This window comes from Flagellimonas alginilytica (assembly GCF_042134605.1).
In the GTDB taxonomy this organism is placed as follows: Bacteria; Bacteroidota; Bacteroidia; order Flavobacteriales; family Flavobacteriaceae; genus Flagellimonas; species Flagellimonas alginolytica.
This window is the reverse complement of record NZ_CP169638.1, coordinates 609,173-630,125: the sequence shown is the minus strand read 5'-3', so window position 1 is coordinate 630,125 and position 20,953 is coordinate 609,173. Positions and strand designations below refer to the sequence as shown.

At 42.1% G+C, this 20,953-nt stretch carries 20 protein-coding genes and 2 tRNA genes; 10 read left to right on the top strand and 12 right to left on the bottom strand.

Going from position 1 to position 20,953, the window contains the following annotated elements; genetic code table 11:
* Positions 1-37 precede the first annotated feature (37 nt).
* A complete protein-coding gene (locus ABTP35_RS02790; protein WP_375334445.1) occupies positions 38-946 on the top strand; it encodes a helix-turn-helix domain-containing protein in 909 nt (302 codons plus the stop codon).
* Here the strand turns inward: ABTP35_RS02790 and cysS are convergent.
* Both cysS and folE read right to left on the bottom strand, forming a co-directional pair.
* Positions 943-2,424 (bottom strand): cysteine--tRNA ligase, encoded by a 1,482-nt coding sequence (gene cysS, locus ABTP35_RS02785; protein ID WP_375334444.1) that lies wholly within the window; start codon positions 2,422-2,424, stop codon positions 943-945. The two genes, ABTP35_RS02790 and cysS, sit on opposite strands and share 4 nt — an antisense overlap.
* Before the next feature lie 13 nt (positions 2,425-2,437).
* Positions 2,438-3,121 carry a GTP cyclohydrolase I FolE gene (gene folE, locus ABTP35_RS02780; RefSeq protein ID WP_375334443.1) on the bottom strand — a complete coding sequence of 228 codons (684 nt, stop codon included), beginning with the start codon at positions 3,119-3,121 and terminating at the stop codon, positions 2,438-2,440.
* 133 nt (positions 3,122-3,254) lie between these two features.
* Here folE and ABTP35_RS02775 point away from each other — a divergent pair, with 133 nt between their 5' ends.
* Together ABTP35_RS02775 and ABTP35_RS02770 are read left to right on the top strand one after the other, a co-directional pair.
* Positions 3,255-5,057: a T9SS type B sorting domain-containing protein gene (locus ABTP35_RS02775; protein WP_375334442.1), complete on the top strand. Its 1,803-nt coding sequence runs from the start codon at positions 3,255-3,257 to the stop codon at positions 5,055-5,057.
* Positions 5,058-5,173: 116 nt separating this feature from the next.
* A complete protein-coding gene (locus ABTP35_RS02770) occupies positions 5,174-6,616 on the top strand; it encodes a T9SS type B sorting domain-containing protein (RefSeq protein WP_375334441.1) in 1,443 nt (480 codons plus the stop codon).
* Between the two features lie 50 nt (positions 6,617-6,666).
* On the opposite strand, the gene ABTP35_RS02765 is transcribed toward ABTP35_RS02770, so the two are convergent.
* Positions 6,667-8,169 (bottom strand): OmpP1/FadL family transporter, encoded by a 1,503-nt coding sequence (locus ABTP35_RS02765; protein ID WP_369885005.1) that lies wholly within the window; start codon positions 8,167-8,169, stop codon positions 6,667-6,669.
* 36 nt (positions 8,170-8,205) lie between these two features.
* A complete protein-coding gene (locus ABTP35_RS02760) occupies positions 8,206-9,510 on the bottom strand; it encodes a hypothetical protein (RefSeq protein ID WP_375334440.1) in 1,305 nt (434 codons plus the stop codon).
* A gap of 95 nt (positions 9,511-9,605) precedes the next feature.
* Between ABTP35_RS02760 and proS the strand changes: the two genes are divergently transcribed.
* The 4 genes from proS to rpsT all read left to right on the top strand — a co-directional run bounded on the left by proS (position 9,606) and on the right by rpsT (position 11,648).
* A complete protein-coding gene (gene proS, locus ABTP35_RS02755) occupies positions 9,606-11,081 on the top strand; it encodes a proline--tRNA ligase (RefSeq protein WP_293294076.1) in 1,476 nt (491 codons plus the stop codon).
* An 81-nt stretch (positions 11,082-11,162) separates the two neighbouring features.
* Positions 11,163-11,234: transfer RNA gene (locus tag ABTP35_RS02750), tRNA-Glu, on the top strand.
* Positions 11,235-11,289: 55 nt separating this feature from the next.
* Positions 11,290-11,361 (top strand) — tRNA-Glu (locus ABTP35_RS02745).
* Between the two features lie 35 nt (positions 11,362-11,396).
* Complete coding sequence (gene rpsT, locus ABTP35_RS02740) at positions 11,397-11,648, top strand: 30S ribosomal protein S20 (protein ID WP_207069686.1); 252 nt, start codon at positions 11,397-11,399, stop codon at positions 11,646-11,648.
* 62 nt (positions 11,649-11,710) lie between these two features.
* Here the strand turns inward: rpsT and ABTP35_RS02735 are convergent, their stop codons facing one another.
* From ABTP35_RS02735 to rho, 5 genes are all read right to left on the bottom strand, one after another.
* The gene (locus tag ABTP35_RS02735) at positions 11,711-12,139 is read right to left on the bottom strand and encodes a hypothetical protein (protein WP_293294080.1); all 429 of its coding nucleotides are present in this window, start codon (positions 12,137-12,139) and stop codon (positions 11,711-11,713) included.
* 42 nt (positions 12,140-12,181) lie between these two features.
* On the bottom strand, positions 12,182-12,397 hold the full coding sequence (locus ABTP35_RS02730; protein WP_293294082.1) for a hypothetical protein: 216 nt from the start codon (positions 12,395-12,397) through the stop codon (positions 12,182-12,184).
* A gap of 91 nt (positions 12,398-12,488) precedes the next feature.
* The gene (locus ABTP35_RS02725; RefSeq protein WP_293294084.1) at positions 12,489-13,112 is read right to left on the bottom strand and encodes a hypothetical protein; all 624 of its coding nucleotides are present in this window, start codon (positions 13,110-13,112) and stop codon (positions 12,489-12,491) included.
* 78 nt (positions 13,113-13,190) lie between these two features.
* A complete protein-coding gene (locus tag ABTP35_RS02720) occupies positions 13,191-13,859 on the bottom strand; it encodes a hypothetical protein (protein WP_224835306.1) in 669 nt (222 codons plus the stop codon).
* A gap of 130 nt (positions 13,860-13,989) precedes the next feature.
* Positions 13,990-15,606 (bottom strand): transcription termination factor Rho, encoded by a 1,617-nt coding sequence (gene rho, locus ABTP35_RS02715; RefSeq protein ID WP_252079087.1) that lies wholly within the window; start codon positions 15,604-15,606, stop codon positions 13,990-13,992.
* Positions 15,607-15,799: 193 nt separating this feature from the next.
* Between rho and ABTP35_RS02710 the strand changes: the two genes are divergently transcribed.
* Complete coding sequence (locus ABTP35_RS02710) at positions 15,800-16,210, top strand: DUF4293 domain-containing protein (protein ID WP_224835304.1); 411 nt, start codon at positions 15,800-15,802, stop codon at positions 16,208-16,210.
* Between the two features lie 65 nt (positions 16,211-16,275).
* On the opposite strand, the gene ABTP35_RS02705 is transcribed toward ABTP35_RS02710, so the two are convergent.
* On the bottom strand, positions 16,276-16,770 hold the full coding sequence (locus ABTP35_RS02705) for a metallophosphoesterase family protein (protein WP_375334439.1): 495 nt from the start codon (positions 16,768-16,770) through the stop codon (positions 16,276-16,278).
* An 88-nt stretch (positions 16,771-16,858) separates the two neighbouring features.
* Here ABTP35_RS02705 and truA point away from each other — a divergent pair, with 88 nt between their 5' ends.
* A complete protein-coding gene (gene truA / locus ABTP35_RS02700) occupies positions 16,859-17,599 on the top strand; it encodes a tRNA pseudouridine(38-40) synthase TruA (protein WP_375334438.1) in 741 nt (246 codons plus the stop codon).
* Positions 17,599-19,371 (top strand): ABC transporter ATP-binding protein, encoded by a 1,773-nt coding sequence (locus tag ABTP35_RS02695; RefSeq protein WP_375334437.1) that lies wholly within the window; start codon positions 17,599-17,601, stop codon positions 19,369-19,371. The genes truA and ABTP35_RS02695 overlap by 1 nt, the downstream gene beginning before the upstream one ends.
* Here ABTP35_RS02695 and ABTP35_RS02690 read toward each other — a convergent pair whose 3' ends face one another.
* Complete coding sequence (locus tag ABTP35_RS02690; RefSeq protein ID WP_375334436.1) at positions 19,372-20,157, bottom strand: DUF3667 domain-containing protein; 786 nt, start codon at positions 20,155-20,157, stop codon at positions 19,372-19,374. It abuts the gene before it with no gap.
* Positions 20,154-20,942: a diadenylate cyclase CdaA gene (cdaA, locus tag ABTP35_RS02685; protein WP_224835299.1), complete on the bottom strand. Its 789-nt coding sequence runs from the start codon at positions 20,940-20,942 to the stop codon at positions 20,154-20,156. Before cdaA ends, ABTP35_RS02690 begins: the two co-directional genes overlap by 4 nt.
* Positions 20,943-20,953: the final 11 nt, after the last annotated feature.

The following is a 20,953-nucleotide window of genomic DNA, read 5'->3' as shown; positions in this document are numbered from 1 at the left end:
AGTATTTATATAATTTATTAAGAAGTAGGTATTTTATATGCATTTACCGGATAAATTCTTTAAAGAAAGAAAGCTGGAATATTTGGTCGAGAACCAAACCTCCTATACTTTGAACAATGCTTCAATGCATGTTTTTGAGACGCATCTGCAAGCAGAAAAAGTATTCCTTCAGTTTGATCAACCTGTGCTCGCCTCTATGCTGATAGGGAAAAAGGTAATGCATCTCAGGGATAAGAAGTCATTTAATTTCCTGCCGGGTGAGTCCTTGATTCTTCCCTCCAATGAAGTTATGTGCATTGATTTTCCTGAAGCGAACGAAGAGAATCCGACACGTTGCTTGGCCATGGCCATTTCCGATGAAAAAATAAACAAAGTCATCAATTTAATGAACGAAGTAATGCCGAAACACGATGGAACTGAATGGGTTTTGATGGATTACAACTACCACTTTACCAACGATGCCAGTATTTATGGTATTATTCAGCGATTGTTGTACTTGTTCACGGAGAACCATCCGTCCAAAGACTATTTTGTGGACAACATGCTTCAGGAATTGATTATTCGAATCTTGCAGGGCAATACGCGGGAAAAATACATGCAAAATGCCTCTAAAATAAGTTCGAACAATCGGTTGGCCTATGTAATTGAATATATTTCACAGCACTTGCACGAACCTTTGTCCGTGAGCGATTTGAGTAAAAAAGCCTGTATGAGCGAATCGCATTTCCATAAGACTTTTAAAGAAGAATTAGGAGTAACCCCGATTGATTACATTAACAGCGAGCGCATAAAAATGGCCATCAATCTCTTAAAAGATCCCGATAGGAAAATAAAGGAGATTTATTTGGAATGTGGGTTTGAAAACCGCTCGTATTTCAACCGTTTGTTCAAGCGAAAAATACACGTTTCGCCAGGGGAGTACCAATCAAAATTTATCAAGCACTAGTTAACGCTGAAAGTTGTCCCGTCCTTGCCATCTTTGATTTGGATGCCCAGTTCAACCAATTGGTCCCTGATTTTGTCGGAAGTGGCAAAGTCCTTTTTGGCACGGGCTTCATTTCTAATATCAATCAATAATTCCATAACTCCATTGAGCGTATTGGAATCATCTTTGGCCATGGATTGATTTTCGATACCGAGCACATCGTATACAAAGGCTTTCAGTGAACTAGCAAGCACTTCTTTGTCCTCTGCAGAAATGGTTTCCTTATCCTCTTTGATCAAGTTGATATGCTTTACGGCTTCGAACAACTGTGCAATTAAAATTGGCGTGTTGAAGTCGTCGTTCATGGCATCGTAGCATTTCTGCTTCCAAGTAGCCACATCAAAATCTGTTTTGTCTGCGGTTTTGAGTTTATCGATTCCGTCCAAAGCATCCATCAAACGGTTGTACCCTTTTTCAGATGCCTGTAATGCTTCGTCACTAAGATCTAAAATGCTGGTATAATGTGCCTGCATCATAAAGAAGCGAACCACTGCAGGGGTGTAGGGCTTGCTTAAAATATTATTGTCGCCGCTAAAAATTTCGGCAGGGTAGATGTTGTTGTCCGTGGATTTGGACATTTTTCTGCCGTTCAGGGTCAACATATTGGCGTGCATCCAGTAGTTTACAGGGGATTTACCCGTACTGGCCTCTGCCTGTGCGATCTCGCACTCGTGGTGGGGGAATTTAAGGTCCATTCCTCCGCCGTGAATATCGAAGGTTTCGCCAAGATATTTGGTGCTCATGGCAGTACACTCCAAGTGCCATCCGGGAAAACCATCTCCCCAAGGGGATGGCCAGCGCATAATGTGCTGGGGTTCCGCTTTTTTCCAAAGGGCAAAATCCTGAGGGTTTCTTTTTTCGTCCTGGGCGGTAAGCTCTCGAGTGTTGGTGATCATATCCTCCAACTTTCTACCACTTAATTTTCCGTAATCGTGATCTTGGTTGAACTTGACCACATCAAAGTATACAGAGCCATTTGCTTCGTAGGCAAATCCTTTTTCAAGGATCTCTTTAATAATCTCTATTTGTTCAATAATATGACCTGTGGCTGTTGGCTCAATACTGGGTGGTAAAAGGTTGAATTGCTGCAGGGTGTTATGGAAATCCACGGTGTAGCGCTGCACCACTTCCATGGGTTCAATCTGCTCCAGTTTGGCCTTTTTTGCAATTTTATCCTCACCTTCGTCAGCATCGTTTTCCAAGTGTCCGGCATCGGTGATGTTTCGAACGTAACGCACTTTATATCCCAAATGTTTGAAGTACCTAAAGATCATATCGAACGACATAAACGTGCGGCAGTTGCCCAAGTGCACGTTACTGTATACGGTAGGACCGCAAACATACATGCCTACGTGGCCTTCGTTTATGGGTTCGAACAGGTCTTTTTTTCCGGTAAGTGAATTATGGATTCGTACTGGTTGGTGTTTATAAAGTTGCATTAATCTTTTAGGATTAAAATTCGGTTTCTAGTTTAATGTAATCCAGGAACTCTCTTCGTGTGGCTTCTTCTTTAAACTTTCCGCCATATTCCGCGGTTACCGTGCTGCTTTCTATATCGCGGATTCCACGGGAGTTGACACAAAGGTGTTTTGCGTCGATAACACAAGCGACATCTTCGGTGCCCAATACTTTCTGGAGTTCCTTTACAATTTGGATGTTCATACGTTCTTGAACCTGAGGTCGTTTGGCAAAATAATCTACAATACGGTTCATTTTGGAGAGACCAACCACGGTACCATTGGAAATATAGGCAATATGTGCCCTTCCTACAATGGGCAGCAGATGGTGTTCGCAAGTGGAATAGACCACAATGTTTTTTTCCACCAACATTTCACCGTACTTGTATTTATTGTCGAACGTGGACGATTTTGGTTTTCTATCAGGGTGCAATCCTCCGAAGATTTCCTGTACGTACATTTTTGCTACGCGTTTTGGTGTTCCTTTCAAACTATCGTCATCCAGATCAAGTCCGAGCGTAAGCATAATTTCTCTTACATTGCTCTGTATTCTCTCGATTTTTTCTTCATCGCTCAATACAAAAGCATCTTCTCTCATGGGTGTGTCGGTAGATGCAGACCCTACATGGTCCTCACCTCTTTCGTCGTGTTGTTCTTCCAAAGTTTGCTCAAGTTTCATAGCTGTTGCTTAAAGAGAGCAAAGATATACATTAATGAACGATTTAACATCTGGTATCAAGGGTTTGACAACATAAATTATTGTTAAGACCTATGCCATGGTACTTTTATAATGCGCAAACCTACAGTGTTTTATGTTGAAATCGATTTCAAAGACTTTACTTCTGTTCTTATTTTGTCAAGGTGCTCTGGCACAGGTGGCCCAAGATTGTACGGATGCCATTCCCATTTGTAACAATACTCCTATCAATGGAGGTACCAATGGTTTTGGTTCCGACGATTTTTACGGTGCAACCTCTAGTGGGTGTTTGGAGCAAACAACTACTGGTGCCATTGAATCCAACTCATCCTGGTACCGGTTCAGGACCGCAGAGGCAGGTCAGTTAGGGTTTAATATTGGCCATAATAGCAACGAAGATTGGGATTTTGCACTTTATCGAGCTACCGACTGCAATAATTTGGGCGAACCCATTCGGTGCAATTTTTTTGACAATAGTGAGGGAGCCAGTTTTATTGGAGTAGGGGAAGATCCTACAGGTGATTTGGATTCGGTACATTTTGAAGATTGGGTTCAGGTGCAGGCTGGTGAAGATTACTATTTGTTCATCAATAATTTTAGCAATGTAAATTCTGGTTTTTCCATACAGTTTACTGGTGATATTTGGGAGAATCATCCGAATACTGCATTGGACTGTTCCATTGTTAGTAACCTTCTGGGTCCACCCATAGCCGCATGTGAGGGCGAGAATATTATCTTGGATGCTACTACCTCCGGAGCCCTGGGATATGAGTGGTACATGGATACGGGCATTGGTTTTCAGTTGATTACAGGTCAGGTGAGCTCAGTTTACAGTCCACAAGTTTCGGGTCAGTATCGCGTAGTGGTTTCAACGCCTAGCGGAAGTGAAATAAGCGATGTTCAGGTTGGCTTCAACCAAGTTCCGGTGACGGGCACGCTCGAAGATGAGTCTGTTTGTTATGATTTTGATACGATCTTTGATCTGAACGCAAAGAATTCCGAAGCGCTGGGTGGCATGGACCCCCAAAGTGTCATGGTGAGCTATCATGCCTCCCAACAAGACGCCGTCGCAGGGATCAATGCCTTGGATAAGGATTACATGCCCATAGGTGGTGCGGAAACGATCTTTGTTAGGACCACATCTTTGTCCAACCCGGATTGTTACGATGCCAGTCAAAGTTTTATTTTGAATTCCATTGAGACCCCGGTTTTAACCTTTGATCAGCAAGTGGTGATTTGTGAATCGGTAGGCGTTTTAGAAATAGGGGAAACAACACCCGACCCCAACTATAGCTACGAGTGGGAATCCGGCGAACAAACACCGTCCATTCTGGTTTCGGAAGAAGGGGAATATACGCTCACGGTGAGCAATGAATCCAATGGAGTTGTATGCGAAACTGTCCGTACCGTGTCTGTAACTATATCCAATTTGCCGGTAATTTCCAGTATCGACATCGAGGATATGAGCGTAAACAACACCGTAACCATCAATACAGAAACTTCTGGGGCCTACGAGTTTAGTATGGATGGTGGAGAGTTTCAGGAAAGCAACCTTTTTACAGCCGTAGCTCCAGGTGTTCACAGAGTTACCATGCGAGATCCCCATGGTTGCGGCGAGGTTCAAGAAGATATTGTCGTTGTTGGGTTTATGCCCATTTTTTCTCCTAATGGGGATGTTTTGAACGAAACATGGCAAATAGAGGGGCTTTCTACTTTAAATTCTCCAATAGTCACCATATTTGATCGTTATGGAAAACTTATAAAACAGATGACGGAGTTCGACCCTGGATGGGATGGCAGCTTAAATGGGAAACCACTTCCCTCTACCGATTATTGGTTTAAATTATCTTATATAGACGAGGGTGGGAACAGAACCTATGCCAAGTATTTACAAAGTCACTTTTCTTTGAGAAGATAACGGTAAACGTCCCGTTCATCGATTAACTGCAAATTTTTCGGATAAAAACATACTAAAACGATGAGTTAAGGAGTTATACAGGTTATAAATAGAATAACCTTTAGCCCCAAAATTCTATGAAAGCCCTTTTCAGCGCTGTCTGCTGTTTTTTTCTATTTCAAGCGACAAGTGCGCAAAACTCGCCAGATTGTAGAACTGCAATTCCTGTTTGCGCCGACGCGCCTATCTTGGGGACCACCGATGGAGGTGGGGATATCGACGATTTTGATCCGGAAGTGATTACCCAAACAGGATGTTTGGAAAAAGGAAGCGTAAGTTCTGCCAATATAGAAAACAATACGGGCTGGTTCGTATTTAGGGCTGGAACGGACGGTCAAATAGGATTTGATATTGAGGCATTGCCCGTTAATCCCGGAGGCCCTATAACGGCGGAATGGGATTTTGCACTATATGGGCCCTTTGATGAAACATCCAACGATAATTTTTGTACCATAATAGGGGATGGCAGCGCCCAGCCGATTCGCTGCAATTACGAATACAACGACACAGGTTTTACCGGAATTGGAGTTAACCCTGTGGATGGCCGGGAGGGAGCTCCCTTTGTAAAGTCCAGTCAAAACACTTACGATGAATGGTTAAATGTGACTGCTGGGGAAATTTACTATTTGTACATTAACAACTACAACACCAATTTTGATGACGAGCCAGAAGATTTTATCCTTACGTTTACAGGGTCTTCGGTAGATGCTGATCAGAACAGCGCTTTGGATTGTACACTTCGTGACCAGTTTTTAGGGTTCGATATTGTTGCTTGCGAGGGTGACCCGGATATTACCTTGTCTGCTTTAAACTCGCCTGTGGGACCTAGCATTGCCAATATTGTTTGGGAATTGGATGCGGATGATGACGGTACTTATGAAACTGTTCTTGCTACTGGTGCAGGACAGACTGAGTTAACTGTTTCCAGTCCGAATTCTGGCCGTTACCGTGTAACCATCGAGTCGACATTTGGAACTACTATTACTGATGACATCTTGATTACCTTTTACGGAACGCCCGAATTGGATGAGGTCCGGGTAATCGACGATTTGGTAAACAGTGATCAAACCGACCCCTACAATATCGAGATTGTGCCCGTGGGCGATGGTAATTACGAATATGCCATTAACGGTGGAGAGTTTCAGGACGACCCCTTGTTCTACGATGTGCCTCCCGGGATAAATACCGTGGTGATCAACGATAAAAATGGATGTGGTATAACCGATCCTATTGAGTTTTTAGTGGTCGGTTATCCTAAATTTTTTACGCCCAATAGCGATGGGGTTCACGATAACTGGAATGTTTACGGTGTTGAGGAGTTGGTGAATCCGGTGGTTTATATTTTTGACCGTTATGGTAAACTATTAAAACAAATAGATGTAAATATCGGTTGGGACGGAACATTTAATGGTCGTGATATGCCCTCTTCCGATTATTGGTTCCGTTTGGATTATGAACGCGACGACGAGGGTGTATTGGTGGCTACCTCGGTTCGCCGACACTTTTCATTGGTGCGATAAAAAAAGCCGGAATTTCTTCCGGCCATTGAATATCATCTTCGTATTGTATTCTAAAATTTTAAGGTGTAGCCCAGGGATATATTGGTGTTGACCCTTTCAATAAAGGTTGCGCTATCGATGCCGCCATCAAATAAATATGAATTTACATCTTGTTCGGTTCTACTAAAGGCCAAATCCAGTCGGTTGGGACCAAAATTGTAACCAATTCCTGCGGAGAACCCATTTAGGTCACCAATAAAATCACCATCCTCATAAGGGCTTTCTTCAAACCGGTATCCAGCTCTAAGGCTTACTTCCTGTATCCTGTATTCGCCACCAAGTCGATACGAATTTACAGCACCCAGCGTGCTGGCTATAAAATCGTTCTCAGCGCCAAAACTAGGGTCGGATGTGGGTCTAAGTTCGGCCTTGGACATATCTTGGTACGAATAATCCAAGCTGATCAGTCCTTCTTGTCCAAATACAAGGGCAATACTACCGGTATACTTTTCGGGTGTTTTGATTCTGTATTCATCATATAGGTTAACAATGCCAAAATTGATGAAGTCGATATCGGAAACCGCCAAATTAGTGTTGATGCGTTGGGATGTATCATCCGTTAGTCTATACCATGTTGGTGATTGGTAACTACCGCCCACCCTAATGGATTGGTTCAATTTGGCTATGGCGCCCACGCTAAAGGAGAAGCCGTGTCCCTCGGTGTGCAATAAATTGTCAAAAGAGGCAAACTGAATCGGGGATTCGGCATCGTACCCACTTTCATCCAAATAGGTGACCCTGTCGTACAATACATTGTGAAAATTCAGCGTGGCCCCTATGTAAAGGCTCTCCTCGTATTGACTGGCAAAATTCAAGGTGAACTTGCTATTGTAGCCCGATGTGTTTTGGATAAATCTCTGGTTTACGCTTCCGTATTGGGCATTGGAAAAATAAGCTGTGTTTTGGTCATCATCATCAACGGGTTCTATTAATCCGGCCTGAAAACCAAGAAACGCTTGTTGCGCGGAATAGCCCAAACTAGAGCCAATATCCAAATAAGCCTCTTCGATAAATTCCCCTTGTTGGGTTCGCAATGGCCCCAATGGTTCTCCTTGTGCAAAATTGAGGAAATAATTGTCAATTCCGACGGAAGTGTTTCCGGTAGCAACGAATTCATTGTCAAAGTTATTCACCAAATCATAGTTGAATGCCAGTGCAATTTTCTTCCAAGGACCATCGTTCGATGAATTAAAAACAAATACGCCACCGACCTGATTAAAATCCAAAGAGTTGGATGTTGTATTGGTTACGCTGTTTCCGTAAAGTGCATCGTTATTGGTATGATAGTTGGACCCTGTGATGGCAATTTCACTAAAATTGAACACGGCCGAACCCGCAGGATTGATATTTAGGGCGGACAAGTCGCCTCCCAAGGCACCAAATGCGCCGCCCATGGCTTGGAACCTTGCAGTTCCCTGAAGGTTTTCGGAACTGTAGCGCAATACATCGTCGATGGTCTGAGCACTTGCGAAAGTGCAAGCCAATACCATTATGAAAGTTGAGATTCTTTTCATTTTTTATGTTTTAGTTTTTTTATGCCGTTTGTGGAATTATGGTCTTCCGCCACCTCTGCCACCTCTACTTCCACCGGAAGAGCGAGATGCTCCCGAAGACCTTGACGAACCGGAAGATCTACTTACGCCAGAACTTCTTGAGCTGCCGCGTGAACTTCTGTAACTTCCACTAGATCTGCTGCTGGAGGAACCGCTGCTGCGGTAACTCCTGGAGCTTGACCTACTAGAGGAGCGACTGTAATTTCTGCTGGGAGCAGAACTTCTTGATTGGTAGCTTCTTGAGGTTCCACTAGGGTTCCTGTAGCTTCTCGATGAAGATGAGCTACTTCTGTTGTAACTCCTACTACTGCGTGTGGAAGGCGATGTTCCATAAGAAGGATAATTTCTTGAGCTTCTATTGTAATTGGGAGAGGTCCGTGTACTTCTGCTTGTTCTATAGTTTTGGTTTCTGGCCACGGCATCCGCACTAACAGAGCGTCTTACATTGGAACGATTGCTATATCCACGAGAGCTTCTATTGGCCAAATTGCTGTTTCGGGAAACCGTTGCATTGGAACGGCCACTATTGCTTCTGTATCTACTGGCATAGGCATTAGTTCTAGATGATAGGGTAGTGCCGGGAATGCGTGAACTATATCCTCTTCTTCCGGACATATAGGCATAATTTCTGCCGTAGTACCCTCTGTTATACGGGTTGTTCCAGTAGCGGCCATAGTAGCCGCCCCAGCCGTAACCTGCCCAGCCCCAGCCATTATATGGGTAGCCCCAGCCCCATCCAGCATTCCAGCCCCAACCGTAGCCTCCTGCCCAGCCCCAGCGGTTCCATCTCCAAGGGTTGTTCCAGCCCCAGCCCCAACCAGTGCTCCATGCCCATCCGGCATTCCATAACCAAGGATCGTTCCAGCCGTAATAGCCTCCCCAGCCCCAACTGTTATCGTAAACGTTTATGGAGATGCTTGTTGGATTGTCTCCCCACCCAGGGTTGCCATTATAGTTATTGTTGTACGCGAAATAATCGGTTTGTTCACCATAAGGAATCGAGTCATTTCGAACTTGACTTGAGTAACTATCGATATCGGTGAAAACTTCGTCATCCAATATTTCGCCATATTCGTTTGCCTTTTGGCCAAAATAATCCCCATACATATTATTTTCCTGCTCTTCAACCCGCATAGCTTCGGCATTTTTCTTTTCTACCCCAACTACACGATTGTTGGTGGAATAGATTCCATCATCATAATAAGATGCTTGTTGGTAGGAGCCGCACGATGCCATAAGGATGGCAGTTACCATCAATATGGAGGGCGTTCTCAATTTATTGTGGAGTAAAGACTTTAACATGGCGCAATTTTTATTGTTGAACATACTAAAAATAATTAGTTTTACCCAATCATTTCAAGACTTAAAGGCACAAGTTTTGTGCCAAACTACAACAGATGGGTAAAAATTTAACAAGAAGAGAAGAGGATTATTCCAAATGGTACAACGAACTGGTTGTGAAGTCAGATTTGGCGGAAAACTCAGGAGTTCGGGGATGTATGGTAATTAAGCCCTATGGTTATGCCATATGGGAAAAAATGCAGGGCCAACTGGACAAAATGTTCAAGGAGACAGGGCACGAGAATGCTTATTTTCCGTTGTTTATACCCAAGTCTTACTTAAGTAAGGAAGCGAGCCATGTGGAAGGTTTTGCCAAGGAGTGTGCCGTGGTGACCCATTACCGGCTAAAGAATGCCGAGGATGGCAGTGGCATTGTGGTGGACGAGGATGCAAAACTGGAAGAAGAGCTGATCGTAAGGCCAACTTCGGAAACCATTATCTGGGATACGTACCGCAGATGGATTCAATCGTATAGAGATCTTCCGTTAAAGGTGAACCAATGGGCAAATGTGGTTCGTTGGGAAATGAGAACACGCCTTTTTTTACGGACTGCCGAATTTTTATGGCAAGAGGGACATACGGCTCATGCAACAAGAGAAGAGGCTATGGAGGAGGCTGAGCTTATGATGGACGTGTATGCCGAGTTTGCCGAAAAATACATGGGTGTTCCTGTGATCAAGGGCACAAAAACGGAAAGCGAACGTTTTGCGGGAGCAGAAGAGACTTTTTGTATAGAGGCTCTAATGCAGGATGGTAAAGCTCTACAGGCCGGCACTTCTCACTTTTTAGGACAGAATTTCGCAAAAGCTTTTGATGTGAAGTTCGCAAACAAAGAAGGAAAACAAGAATATGTCTGGGCAACCTCATGGGGTGTTTCCACCAGATTGATGGGAGCCTTGGTAATGACGCATAGCGATGACAATGGTTTGGTGTTGCCCCCTAAATTGGCACCGATCCAGGTAGTTATTGTTCCGATTTATAAAGGGTTGGATCAGTTGGATGCCATTTCAGAAAAAGTTGAGCCATTGGTGAAAGAGTTAAGGGATAGGGGGATTACCGTTAAGTATGACACTCGCGATACCCATAAACCAGGCTTTAAATTCAATGAATATGAGCTTAAGGGTGTGCCTGTTCGTTTAGCCGTGGGCCAACGGGACCTTGCCAATGGTACTTTTGAGGTTGCGAGACGGGATACTTTGACCAAGGAAATCGTAAAAGCCGAAGAGGTTGTGGATAAGGTAGTCTCTTTAATGGATGATATTCAGGAAAACATTTTCAAGAAAGCTTTGGATTATCGCAAAGAACATATAACCCAAGTAGATTCTTACGATGAGTTTAAAAAAATAATCGAGGAAAAGGGCGGATTTGTTTCGGCCCATTGGGATGGTACCACAGAGACGGAGGATAAGATAAAAGAGGAGACCAAGGCCACCATTCGCTGTATCCCATTGAATGCGGAAAAGGAGGAGGGTAGCTGTATGGTAACAGGAAAACCTTCTCTTCGGAGGGTGTTGTTTGCAAAGGCTTATTAAACAGATGTCAAAAAAACAAAATTACTGTTGCAAGACTTAAAAATAGTTGTATTTTTGCATCCGCAATTATGCAAACATAATGGCCCGTTCGTCTAGGGGTTAGGACGCCAGGTTTTCATCCTGGTAACAGGGGTTCGATTCCCCTACGGGCTACAAAGGTTGTTGAAACCTGTATATTTGGGTTGTCCCGGATAGTATTGAAATCAATGGCCCGTTCGTCTAGGGGTTAGGACGCCAGGTTTTCATCCTGGTAACAGGGGTTCGATTCCCCTACGGGCTACAAAAAAAGGATTAAGAAAGAATTAATTTTTAGCAATGGCAAACCATAAGTCAGCATTAAAGAGAATCAGAAGAAACGAAGCAGTGCGTTTGCGTAATAGGTATCAGCACAAAACTGTGCGTAACGCCATCAAAAAATTACGTAACGAAGAAGATAAAAAAGCTGCTGAAGCTTTGTTGCCCACTGTTGTTGGAATGATAGATAAATTGGCAAAGAAAAACATCATTCACAATAATAAGGCGGCAAACCTTAAAAGCAAATTGATGACCAAGGTTGCAGCGATGTAAATCTTGATTGTATTATAATATCAGCGCCTCCCATCGGGAGGCGTTTTTGTTTGGGCTTATTTTTATCTAAATGCCCTTCTACGGTGAATCAGGACCCCGATTAAAAACGAACCGTACATTATCAAAATAAGAATTTTGAGGACTTCCCTAAAATTATATGTTATCCAAATATTGGGAGCCTCGTAACCAATAATTATAAGGTAGGGAAAGAAAAGTTGAAAAACGGCCAACCCTGCACTTGTCCAAAACAATAGGTTATATCTTAATGGATAAGGACTTATTTCTGCCTTCTTTTCTTTAAGGTATAGCCAAATACTAAACAAAAGTACCCACGAAGCCAATAAGTCGGCATAGTAAAGGTCAGAATAAAAAGGGTTCTGAAAAAAAAGACTGATGGCATATCCGGTTAAGCTGATGCCTGCTCCATAGCGTATCCATTTTTTGTGTTTTTCTTCTTTTACCGTTTTCCAATAGATATAATAAAAGAACAAATAGGATAGGGTGAGATATATGTTGTAGATTATTACGTTGTATCAATCGTAATCGTTATTGCTCACTATTTGAAACTCTTCGTGGAACTTGATAAAATATCCCAATATTTCTGTCATAAATGTGTACATCAGGTATATGGGGTAATATTTTAATTGGGTATCAAAATAAGTACGGTATCTCGCCATGGCCACTAGCCAAACTATAAGATAAAATGGGAGGATGTAATGTTCGCGCAAAAAAGTGAATAGCTCCTCCATGTGTGGGCAACAGGCTAAGTGTCAAGGTTTTTAAAAGAGCTAAAATAAGGAATATAAGTCTTTGTGCTTTATGGATTGATGAAGATGTAGTTTATCGGAACGCTTTTCTTTTACCAGCGATCAATCCAACAATGATCAAACCGTACATTAGGGCTATTGAAGTGAGGAGTATAGGTCTAAAATATATTTGTACACCAATATTGAGTTTTAGTAGATAGATCATCGATATTATTGGGAAGAAAGTGTAAAATATGGTCAGGCCGGAACTTAGCCAAAACATCAAATTGAATTTAAGAGGGTAAGGTGATTCCTCCAAGTACTTTTCCCTAAAATAGATAACGAGTACATAAAGTAAAATCAGAGACCCAATAATGTGGGCATAGGTGGTTTGGTTGTGCAGGGGATTATAGGCGATTGCATTGATTGTATAGGAAAGAACGCAAACAATGTTCAAGTAGCGAATCTGCTTTTTGACCTTCTTGCTCTTGATTACTTTTTTGTATACCTGAAGGAAAAAAACGAAGAACACTACTTGGTAGATATTATAAATTATTACGTTGTGCCAATTGTATCTCCCATCGGAAAAAAATTGATACTCATCATTATACTTGATAAAATATCCCAATACTTCGGTGAAAAAAGTATAAATGATGAGTATCGGTAAATGTTTTAGGGCAGTGTCAAAAAAACTTTTGTAGCGCCATAGTGATATCATCCACGTTATAAGATAAAGCGGAATATAAAACTGTTTTAAAAGAAAATCCAGGCTAAAAAAGCTTTCAAACATCATGCACTATTGAAAATCGGTATATGGCGGAGGACCAGAGTTGCCATGGTTTAAGTTTAAGCTCGTTCCGTCATCCTGAAAAAGAGTGGGAATCATACTGGCCTTGGCAGTGTTCCCTTCGTCGTTTCCTTGGTCTTCGGAACTGCCCACCACGTTTTTAATAGGTTTTGCTTTTCCTTCAGCATCAATGTAAAACCCGAGCTCTTCCCCATCAATAATGGTGGTGGGAACAATAAAAATAGAGTTTTGTCTTGGGTGGACCACCTTCTCTCCGTCGGGAAAATCGGGTTTATTGGGGTAATTGGCAAAGTATAGTCTTAAAGAAGCAACTTCTACCCCTGCCTCTTTGGCTTCTTGCTCCACGTAAGCCATATAGTTTTTCATATCGGCGTAGGTAAAGGAGGTGAAGCGTGCGGCATCGAATTCTTTTTCGGGCTCTCTCTCCGCTTCGAACTCTTCGATCATGTCCACTCTGTTTTTCGTGTAATTGTCGTAAAGTGATTTGGATTCCTTTAAGGAGATTATGCCTTTTGGCGGTGGAACAGGTTCGGTTTGTTCTGCGGTAGGATTGGCAGGTTCGGTCGATTCTTCTTTTTTGTTGCCCTGTTGGCAGGAGGCCAAAAATAGTAAGCTGGCCCCAAAAATAGCAAGGAGGGCTCTTTTGTTGTTTTTCATAGTTAAGTATTTAATGTTCAGTTTTGAGGAAACCGAAATAAAGATATGCCTTTTCTACAAAACGGGTCAAAAAAAGCCCTTCAAAATATTGAAGGGCCTGTAATCTTATTTTGTAAAGTACTGTATGTTTTTACTCACTCATGGTAAGTAAAAATTCTTCATTGTTTTTTGTTTGTTTAATGCGCTGCTCCATAAACTCCATAGCTTCAACCGGGTTCATGTCCGCAAGATATTTTCGCATTATCCACATGCGTTGAATGGTATTTTCATCCAATAATAGGTCATCTCTTCGAGTAGATGAAGAAATTAGGTCGATAGCAGGGAAAATTCTTCTGTTGGATATTCTTCTATCCAACTGAAGTTCCATGTTGCCAGTACCCTTGAACTCTTCAAAAATCACCTCGTCCATTTTAGAGCCGGTCTCCGTTAGGGCTGTGGCGATAATGGAAAGGGACCCGCCATTTTCAATATTACGTGCCGCACCGAAGAAACGTTTCGGCTTGTGCAGTGCATTGGCATCCACACCACCACTCAATACTTTACCGGAAGCTGGCTGTACGGTGTTGTAGGCACGGGCCAAACGGGTAATGGAATCCAACAGGATTACCACATCGTGGCCGCATTCCACCAATCTTTTTGCTTTGTCCAGAACAATGTTTGCAACCCTTACGTGCTCTGTGGCTTCTTTGTCAAAAGTAGAAGCAACTACTTCACCTCGCACATTGCGTTGCATATCTGTAACCTCTTCTGGGCGTTCATCAATTAAAAGAATGATTTGGTAAACCTCTGGGTGGTTGGCTGCGATTGCGTTGGCAATATCTTTCAACAACATGGTCTTACCTGTTTTGGGTTGGGAAACGATCATTCCCCTTTGTCCTTTTCCAATAGGAGAGAACAAATCCATGATTCTTGTGGAAAGTGTACTTTGTTTTTCGGCTAAATTGAACTTTTCCTGAGGGAACAATGGGGTAAGGTGCTCAAAAGCTACCCTGTCACGAACCACTTGGGGGTCGAGTCCATTTATTTTGTTCACTTTGATCAAGGGGAAATATTTTTCACCTTCCTTTGGCGGCCTTATGTTCCCGAGAACAGTATCCCCGGACTTAAGTCCGAACAATCGAATTTGTGATTGGGAAACATAAATATCATCCGGTGATGACAGGTAGTTGTAATCCGAAGACCTTAGGAACCCGTAGCCATCCTGCATAATGTCCAGGACCCCTTCACTCTCGATAATGCTATCGAATTCATATTCAGGTTCTTTGTACCTGTTTTTTAAATCCTTATCGAAATTGCTGTTCTTTTTATCGTGATGGCCTTTGTTATGTTGTTTGGTCCTTCTGTTATTTTGATTTTTTTGCTGGCCGCCCTCGTTTTGTTGAGGGGTGTTGTCCTTTTTTTGAGGTTGCCCTTGCCCTTGATTTTTTCCTTTGGCGTTGTCGTTGGAACTCTTGGGCTCTCTTTTCTGTGGGGCTTTTTCCGTGGTTTCTCCCTCTTTGCTTTTGGTGTCGGTAGTTTTAGGTCGGGGAGTTCTTGTTCTTTTTGGTTTGGGCTCTGGCGCTGGTTTCTCGTCTTTGTTCGCAGCAACGGTTTCTGCAACCGCTTTTGGGTTGGAGGCCTGTACGTCCAGAATTTGGTAGACCAGGTCCAATTTTTTTAACGATTTGAATTTGGGAACATTAAGATCCTTTGCAATTTCTTGCAACTCAGGAAGCTTTTTAGCTTTTAGATCTGAAATCTCGAACATTAAGTAATGGAATATGTTAAACTTGTGTGATGCTAAATATTAGAAGTAAAGTTATTTTTGAATGCTACTGGAGAAAGAATTCCGAGGTAGGTGCTTGCTAATAACGCAACAATATTACAAATAAATTTTGAAGAATTAGGCCTTATTTATCAAAAAAGACTTCTATTTTTGCATTTGGAAAGCAAATTCAACAATGATTCAGCGGATACAAACGTTATATTTACTGATTGTAGGTCTTATTTCGGGAATACTTCCGTTTTTTCTGAATCTATGGGTCGAAGTAGACGGAAAAGAGGTATATGCCCAGGACCAAGTGCTTGTTAGCCTTGTTTTTTATGTGGCCGCCGTACTTTCCGTGGTTTCGATTTTATTGTACAAAAAGCGACAAAATCAATTTGTGGTAAACAGATTGAATATGATATTGAATCTTTTTTTACTAGGATTTTTCGTTTATCGATCGCTAAGTTTATCCGGAGAAACTGTAGTTTCTGAGAAGGGTATTGGGATGCTGATTCCTGTATTTTCTATCGTTTTTCTTGTCCTGGCCAACAGGGCTATCAAAAAGGATGAAGATCTTGTAAAATCTGTTGATCGCTTACGTTGAACCTAACATCTTAGTAGTATTAGTGCGAAAAAACCCTGGCTTAGGCCGGGGTTTTTATGTTTTGTTCAGCGCTTTCCCAACTCTACAACCTCCAGGTCCGATATTTTGTCGCCATCGATCACAAATCGCAACATGGTACGTACTTGATGGAACCCATGTTTGCCACATGCTCCGGGGTTCATGTGCAATAGGCCTAGTTTTTTATCATGCATCACTTTTAAGATATGGGAATGTCCGCAGATAAAAAGTTTTGGGGGATTGACCTTGATCTCTTCACGAACCCGCATATTATATTTGTTGGGGTAGCCCCCAATGTGTGTGATCCAAACATCCACGCCTTCGCACATAAATCTATTATTTTCCGGAAATTCCTTCTGTATTACATGGTCGTCAATATTGCCATGTACCCCTCGAACAGGTTTCAAAGCTTCTAATTGGTCGGTTACCGATAAACTTCCAATATCTCCGGCATGCCAGATTTCATCGGCCTGCGCAGCATACTTTAAAATGGATCTATCCATGTGTCCGTGGGTATCGGAAAGCAATAAAATCTTGGTCATAACGCTAAAAATATGCTAAAAAAATAGGGTCGGATTCGTGTTGGGTAGGATTGAATTATCTTTACCGACCTAAAAGTAAGAGATTCCATTGAGATACTTCATCCAATTTTCATATTTCGGAAAAGCATATCACGGTTGGCAAAACCAACCGAACGCCATAACCGTACAAGAAGTATTGGAGAAAGCGTTAAGCACCTTGCTTCGTGACAAAATTGATGTGGTTGGTGCTGGCAGAACCGATGCAGGTGTCCATGCCAAACAAATGTTCTGTCACTTTGATTTTGATTCGATTGACGATAAAAAGGATTTGGCATACAGGCTAAATGCCTTTTTGCCAGATGATATTGCAGTACAAGAAATTAGAACCGTTGATGATGGCGCCCATGCCCGGTTCGATGCCATTGAACGCACTTACGAGTATTGGCTGGTACGGGAAAAAGACCCTTTTCTTTTTGATTACGCCCATTGGGTGAAGCATCCATTGGATTTACCCGCCATGAACGAGGCGGCAAAAATTTTGCTGGAGTACACCGATTTTGAATGCTTTTCCAAATCCAATACCGATGTAAAAACATTTAATTGTGATGTGCGGGAGGCTTACTGGCAGGATTGTGGCGATAAATGGGTGTTTACCATTACTGCAGACCGTTTTTTGAGAAATATGGTTCGGGCCGTGGTTGGTACCTTGCTGGATGTTGGGTTGAAGAAAATCAAAAGTGAAGACATACACCGAATCATCGCAAGTAAAGATAGGAGCGAGGCAGGTGTGTCCGTCCCTGCAAAAGGGTTATATTTGACCAAGGTTATCTATCCAAAAGATGTTTTTTGATGAGCAAAAAAGAGGAAATAGGAAAAGCGTTCGATTTTAGATTGTTCAAGCGTGTTTTTTCAAGAACAAGACCTTATCGTGGTATTTTTTGGTTGGTTGCGGTAGTAGCCATACTCTCGGCAGCGTTTGCTATCGGAATCCCGTTGTTGGTCAAAAATATCATCAATCAATCATTGGAGAGTAAAGATGCGGCCCAATTGCTGAACCATGTGCTGTTAATGCTGGTGTTTTTACTAGGTCAAGTAACCACCCAATTGTTGTTCAACTATTATGCAAACTTGTTGGGCGAATCTGTTATAAAAGACATACGGATCAATCTTTTTGAAAAGATGACCAGCTTTAAAATGACCTATTTTGATAATTCATCGATCGGCGTTTTGGTCACTCGGGCCGTAGCCGATATGCAGCGAATAGGGGAAATTTTTAGCCAAGGATTTTTTATGATCGTCGCCGATGCCTTAAAAATGTTGTCCGCGGCCGTGATCATGGTGGTGATCAATTGGAAACTAGCCTTGATCGTGTTTGCCATTCTCCCCGTAATTTTAGTGGCTACGCGTCTTTTTCAGCAGGCAATGAAGGTGGCCTTTATCGAAGTACGCGCCCAAGTATCCAACCTAAACTCCTTTGTCCAGGAGCGGATAGCCGGAATGAAGATCGTACAGCTCTTTAACCGAGAGGAAATAGAAAAGGAAAAGTTCAGGGTCATTAACGAAAAACACCAGAATGCATGGTTGAAAACAGTATGGTACAACTCCATATTTTTTCCTGTGGCCGAAATATCCAATTCAATTGGTATTGGTTTGGTGGTATATTTTGGTGTAATACAGAATATCGAAAATGTAGGGCTCGACAATAAAGGGGCCATCGTAGCTTTCTTTTTCTTGATGGATCTTTTGTTCCGTCCACTGCGTCAGATTGCGGATAAATTCAATACACTGCAAATGGGAATGGTGGCTGCGAACAGGGTGTTTAAAATTTTGGATACCGATAGCCATATCGACGACAACGGCAAGGTAGAAAAACAAAGCGTAAAAGGGGATATCGAGTTTAAAGATGTACATTTTGGTTATGTGCCGGATGAAGAAGTCCTTCATGGTATATCGTTCAACGTAAAAGCAGGTGAAACTGTGGCCATTGTGGGGGCCACGGGAGCAGGAAAATCCACAATCATAAATTTGCTCAACCGATTCTATGAGATAAATTCAGGTAAAATTTTGGTGGACGGCGTATGCTTGGACGACTATACTTTGAAGTCGCTCCGTTCCCATATCGCCATTGTGTTACAAGACGTTTTCCTGTTTGCCGATACCATAGCACACAATATTTCGCTTCGTGATGAAAATATCTCTACGGAAGAAATAGAAGCTGCCGCCAAGCAGATCGGGGTACACGAGTTTATTTCCAGTTTACCGGGCGGTTACCAATACAACGTGAAAGAGCGAGGAACCATGCTCTCCAGTGGGCAACGTCAATTGATCGCATTTTTACGCGCTTACGTGAGCAATCCCAGTATTCTTATTTTAGATGAAGCTACTTCTTCCGTGGATACGTATTCCGAGCAGTTGATCCAACAGGCCACCGACAAGATTACCGAAGGCAGAACATCAATTATAATTGCCCACCGTTTGGCAACTATTAAAAAGGCGGATAAGATCATAGTGATGGATGCTGGTAAAATCATAGAAACCGGTACCCACAAAGAACTTCTGGAGAAAGGTGGTTACTACAACGACCTGTACAATGCCCAATTCTTGGCCGAGGAAGTGGCGTAATCAGTTTTGGGGAGGAGGTGGTACTAGATCTTGTAAACTTATTTCTCCGATCAAAAGCATGATGATCGGTATAAGCAGTGAACTCAGGAAATAGAGAATTCCAAAAATCATATAGAACAAGAGTAGTCTTGCGATAAGGGAAACTCCTTTGGAGTTGCTGATTCTTACTATTACATATCCAGCATAAACCATCATTACCAAAACACTTACCAATGAAAATGACATATAGATTTCCGGAGCAAAAAGGAGAATGGGTAGAGAAGGTATAAAAAAGAGAAGACTATAATGGGCAAGTGCATAAGTAAAAATAATGATGCGCTCTGCAAAATTGTACTTCTTCTCATCAAAACATAACCAACCTGATATCGCCGTTAATGGAATGTAAAGGATGAATATCAAAGCTTGATAATCCGAAATAAAACCCATTAACTTTTCTTGGTAAACCGATTGGGCCTCCGATTCCAAAAAACCAAAATCTATACTATCCAAAGATTTGGACATAATAAACATGAGCAATCCAGAAAGTGTCAATGCAATACCAACATAGCTGATGGGATTTAGATATTTTCTGCGAATCCCCTGCAAATAACCCTCGATGACCACTTCGGGTTTACTGAACAAATGGATAAAGGTTTTTATAAAAGTGTTGTCGAGATTAAAATATCTTTCTAAAAAATCAACCCAAAGATTTTTAATGGTAATTCTGTTGCGAACCACTTTTGCGCCACATGCCGGACAATACAAAAAATCGGTTCGAAGTCTTGCTTCACAATTTTTGCAGGTCATTGTTCCAAGTCCTTTTTAATTCGCTTAACCAATTCCTCCCTACCTTTAAATGGTATAAACTCACCATTTTTTATATATGAAATTGAACCGGTTTCTTCGCTCACGACAAGGGAGAGTGCATCTGTTTTTTCGGTAATGCCCACAGCGGCCCTGTGCCGTAAACCAAATCTTAACGGAATATTACGGTCGTTGGAAACGGGCAGAATTACCCGGGTTGCCGTAATAAAATTGTCCTGGACCACGATGGCGCCATCGTGCAACGGACTATTTTTAAAGAAGATGCTTTCCAGAATGGGTTGGGTAACCTTAATGTTCATGGCGTCGCCAGTGGATTTTATAAAATCCAAAGAATTGTTGCGCTCAATAACGATCAAAGCTCCCGTTTTGGAAGTTCCCATACGTTCGCAGGCACTTATTATGGCATCTACATCTGTATTGGTGGAAATAGCTTCCTGTTTTAGGAACTTAAAATGTTTAAAAATGTTTCTTTTGGAAGCAAAGTTAGTAGAGCCGATCATCAACAGAAATTTCCTGATCTCTTGTTGAAAAACTATGATCAATGCAATCAGGCCAATGTTCATAAACCCGCCCACCATGCTGCTGATCATCTTCATTTGGAGTAGTTCGGTAAGTTTCCAAAGTGCCCAGACAATTACAATTCCAATAAATATATTGATGGCCACGGTTCCCTTGACCAGCTTGTAAATATAATAGAGCAATGCGGCGACCAGGACTATGTCGATGACATCGGTAATCTTAAATTCGAGAAAGTTTAAAAAATCCAACCGCAGTGTTT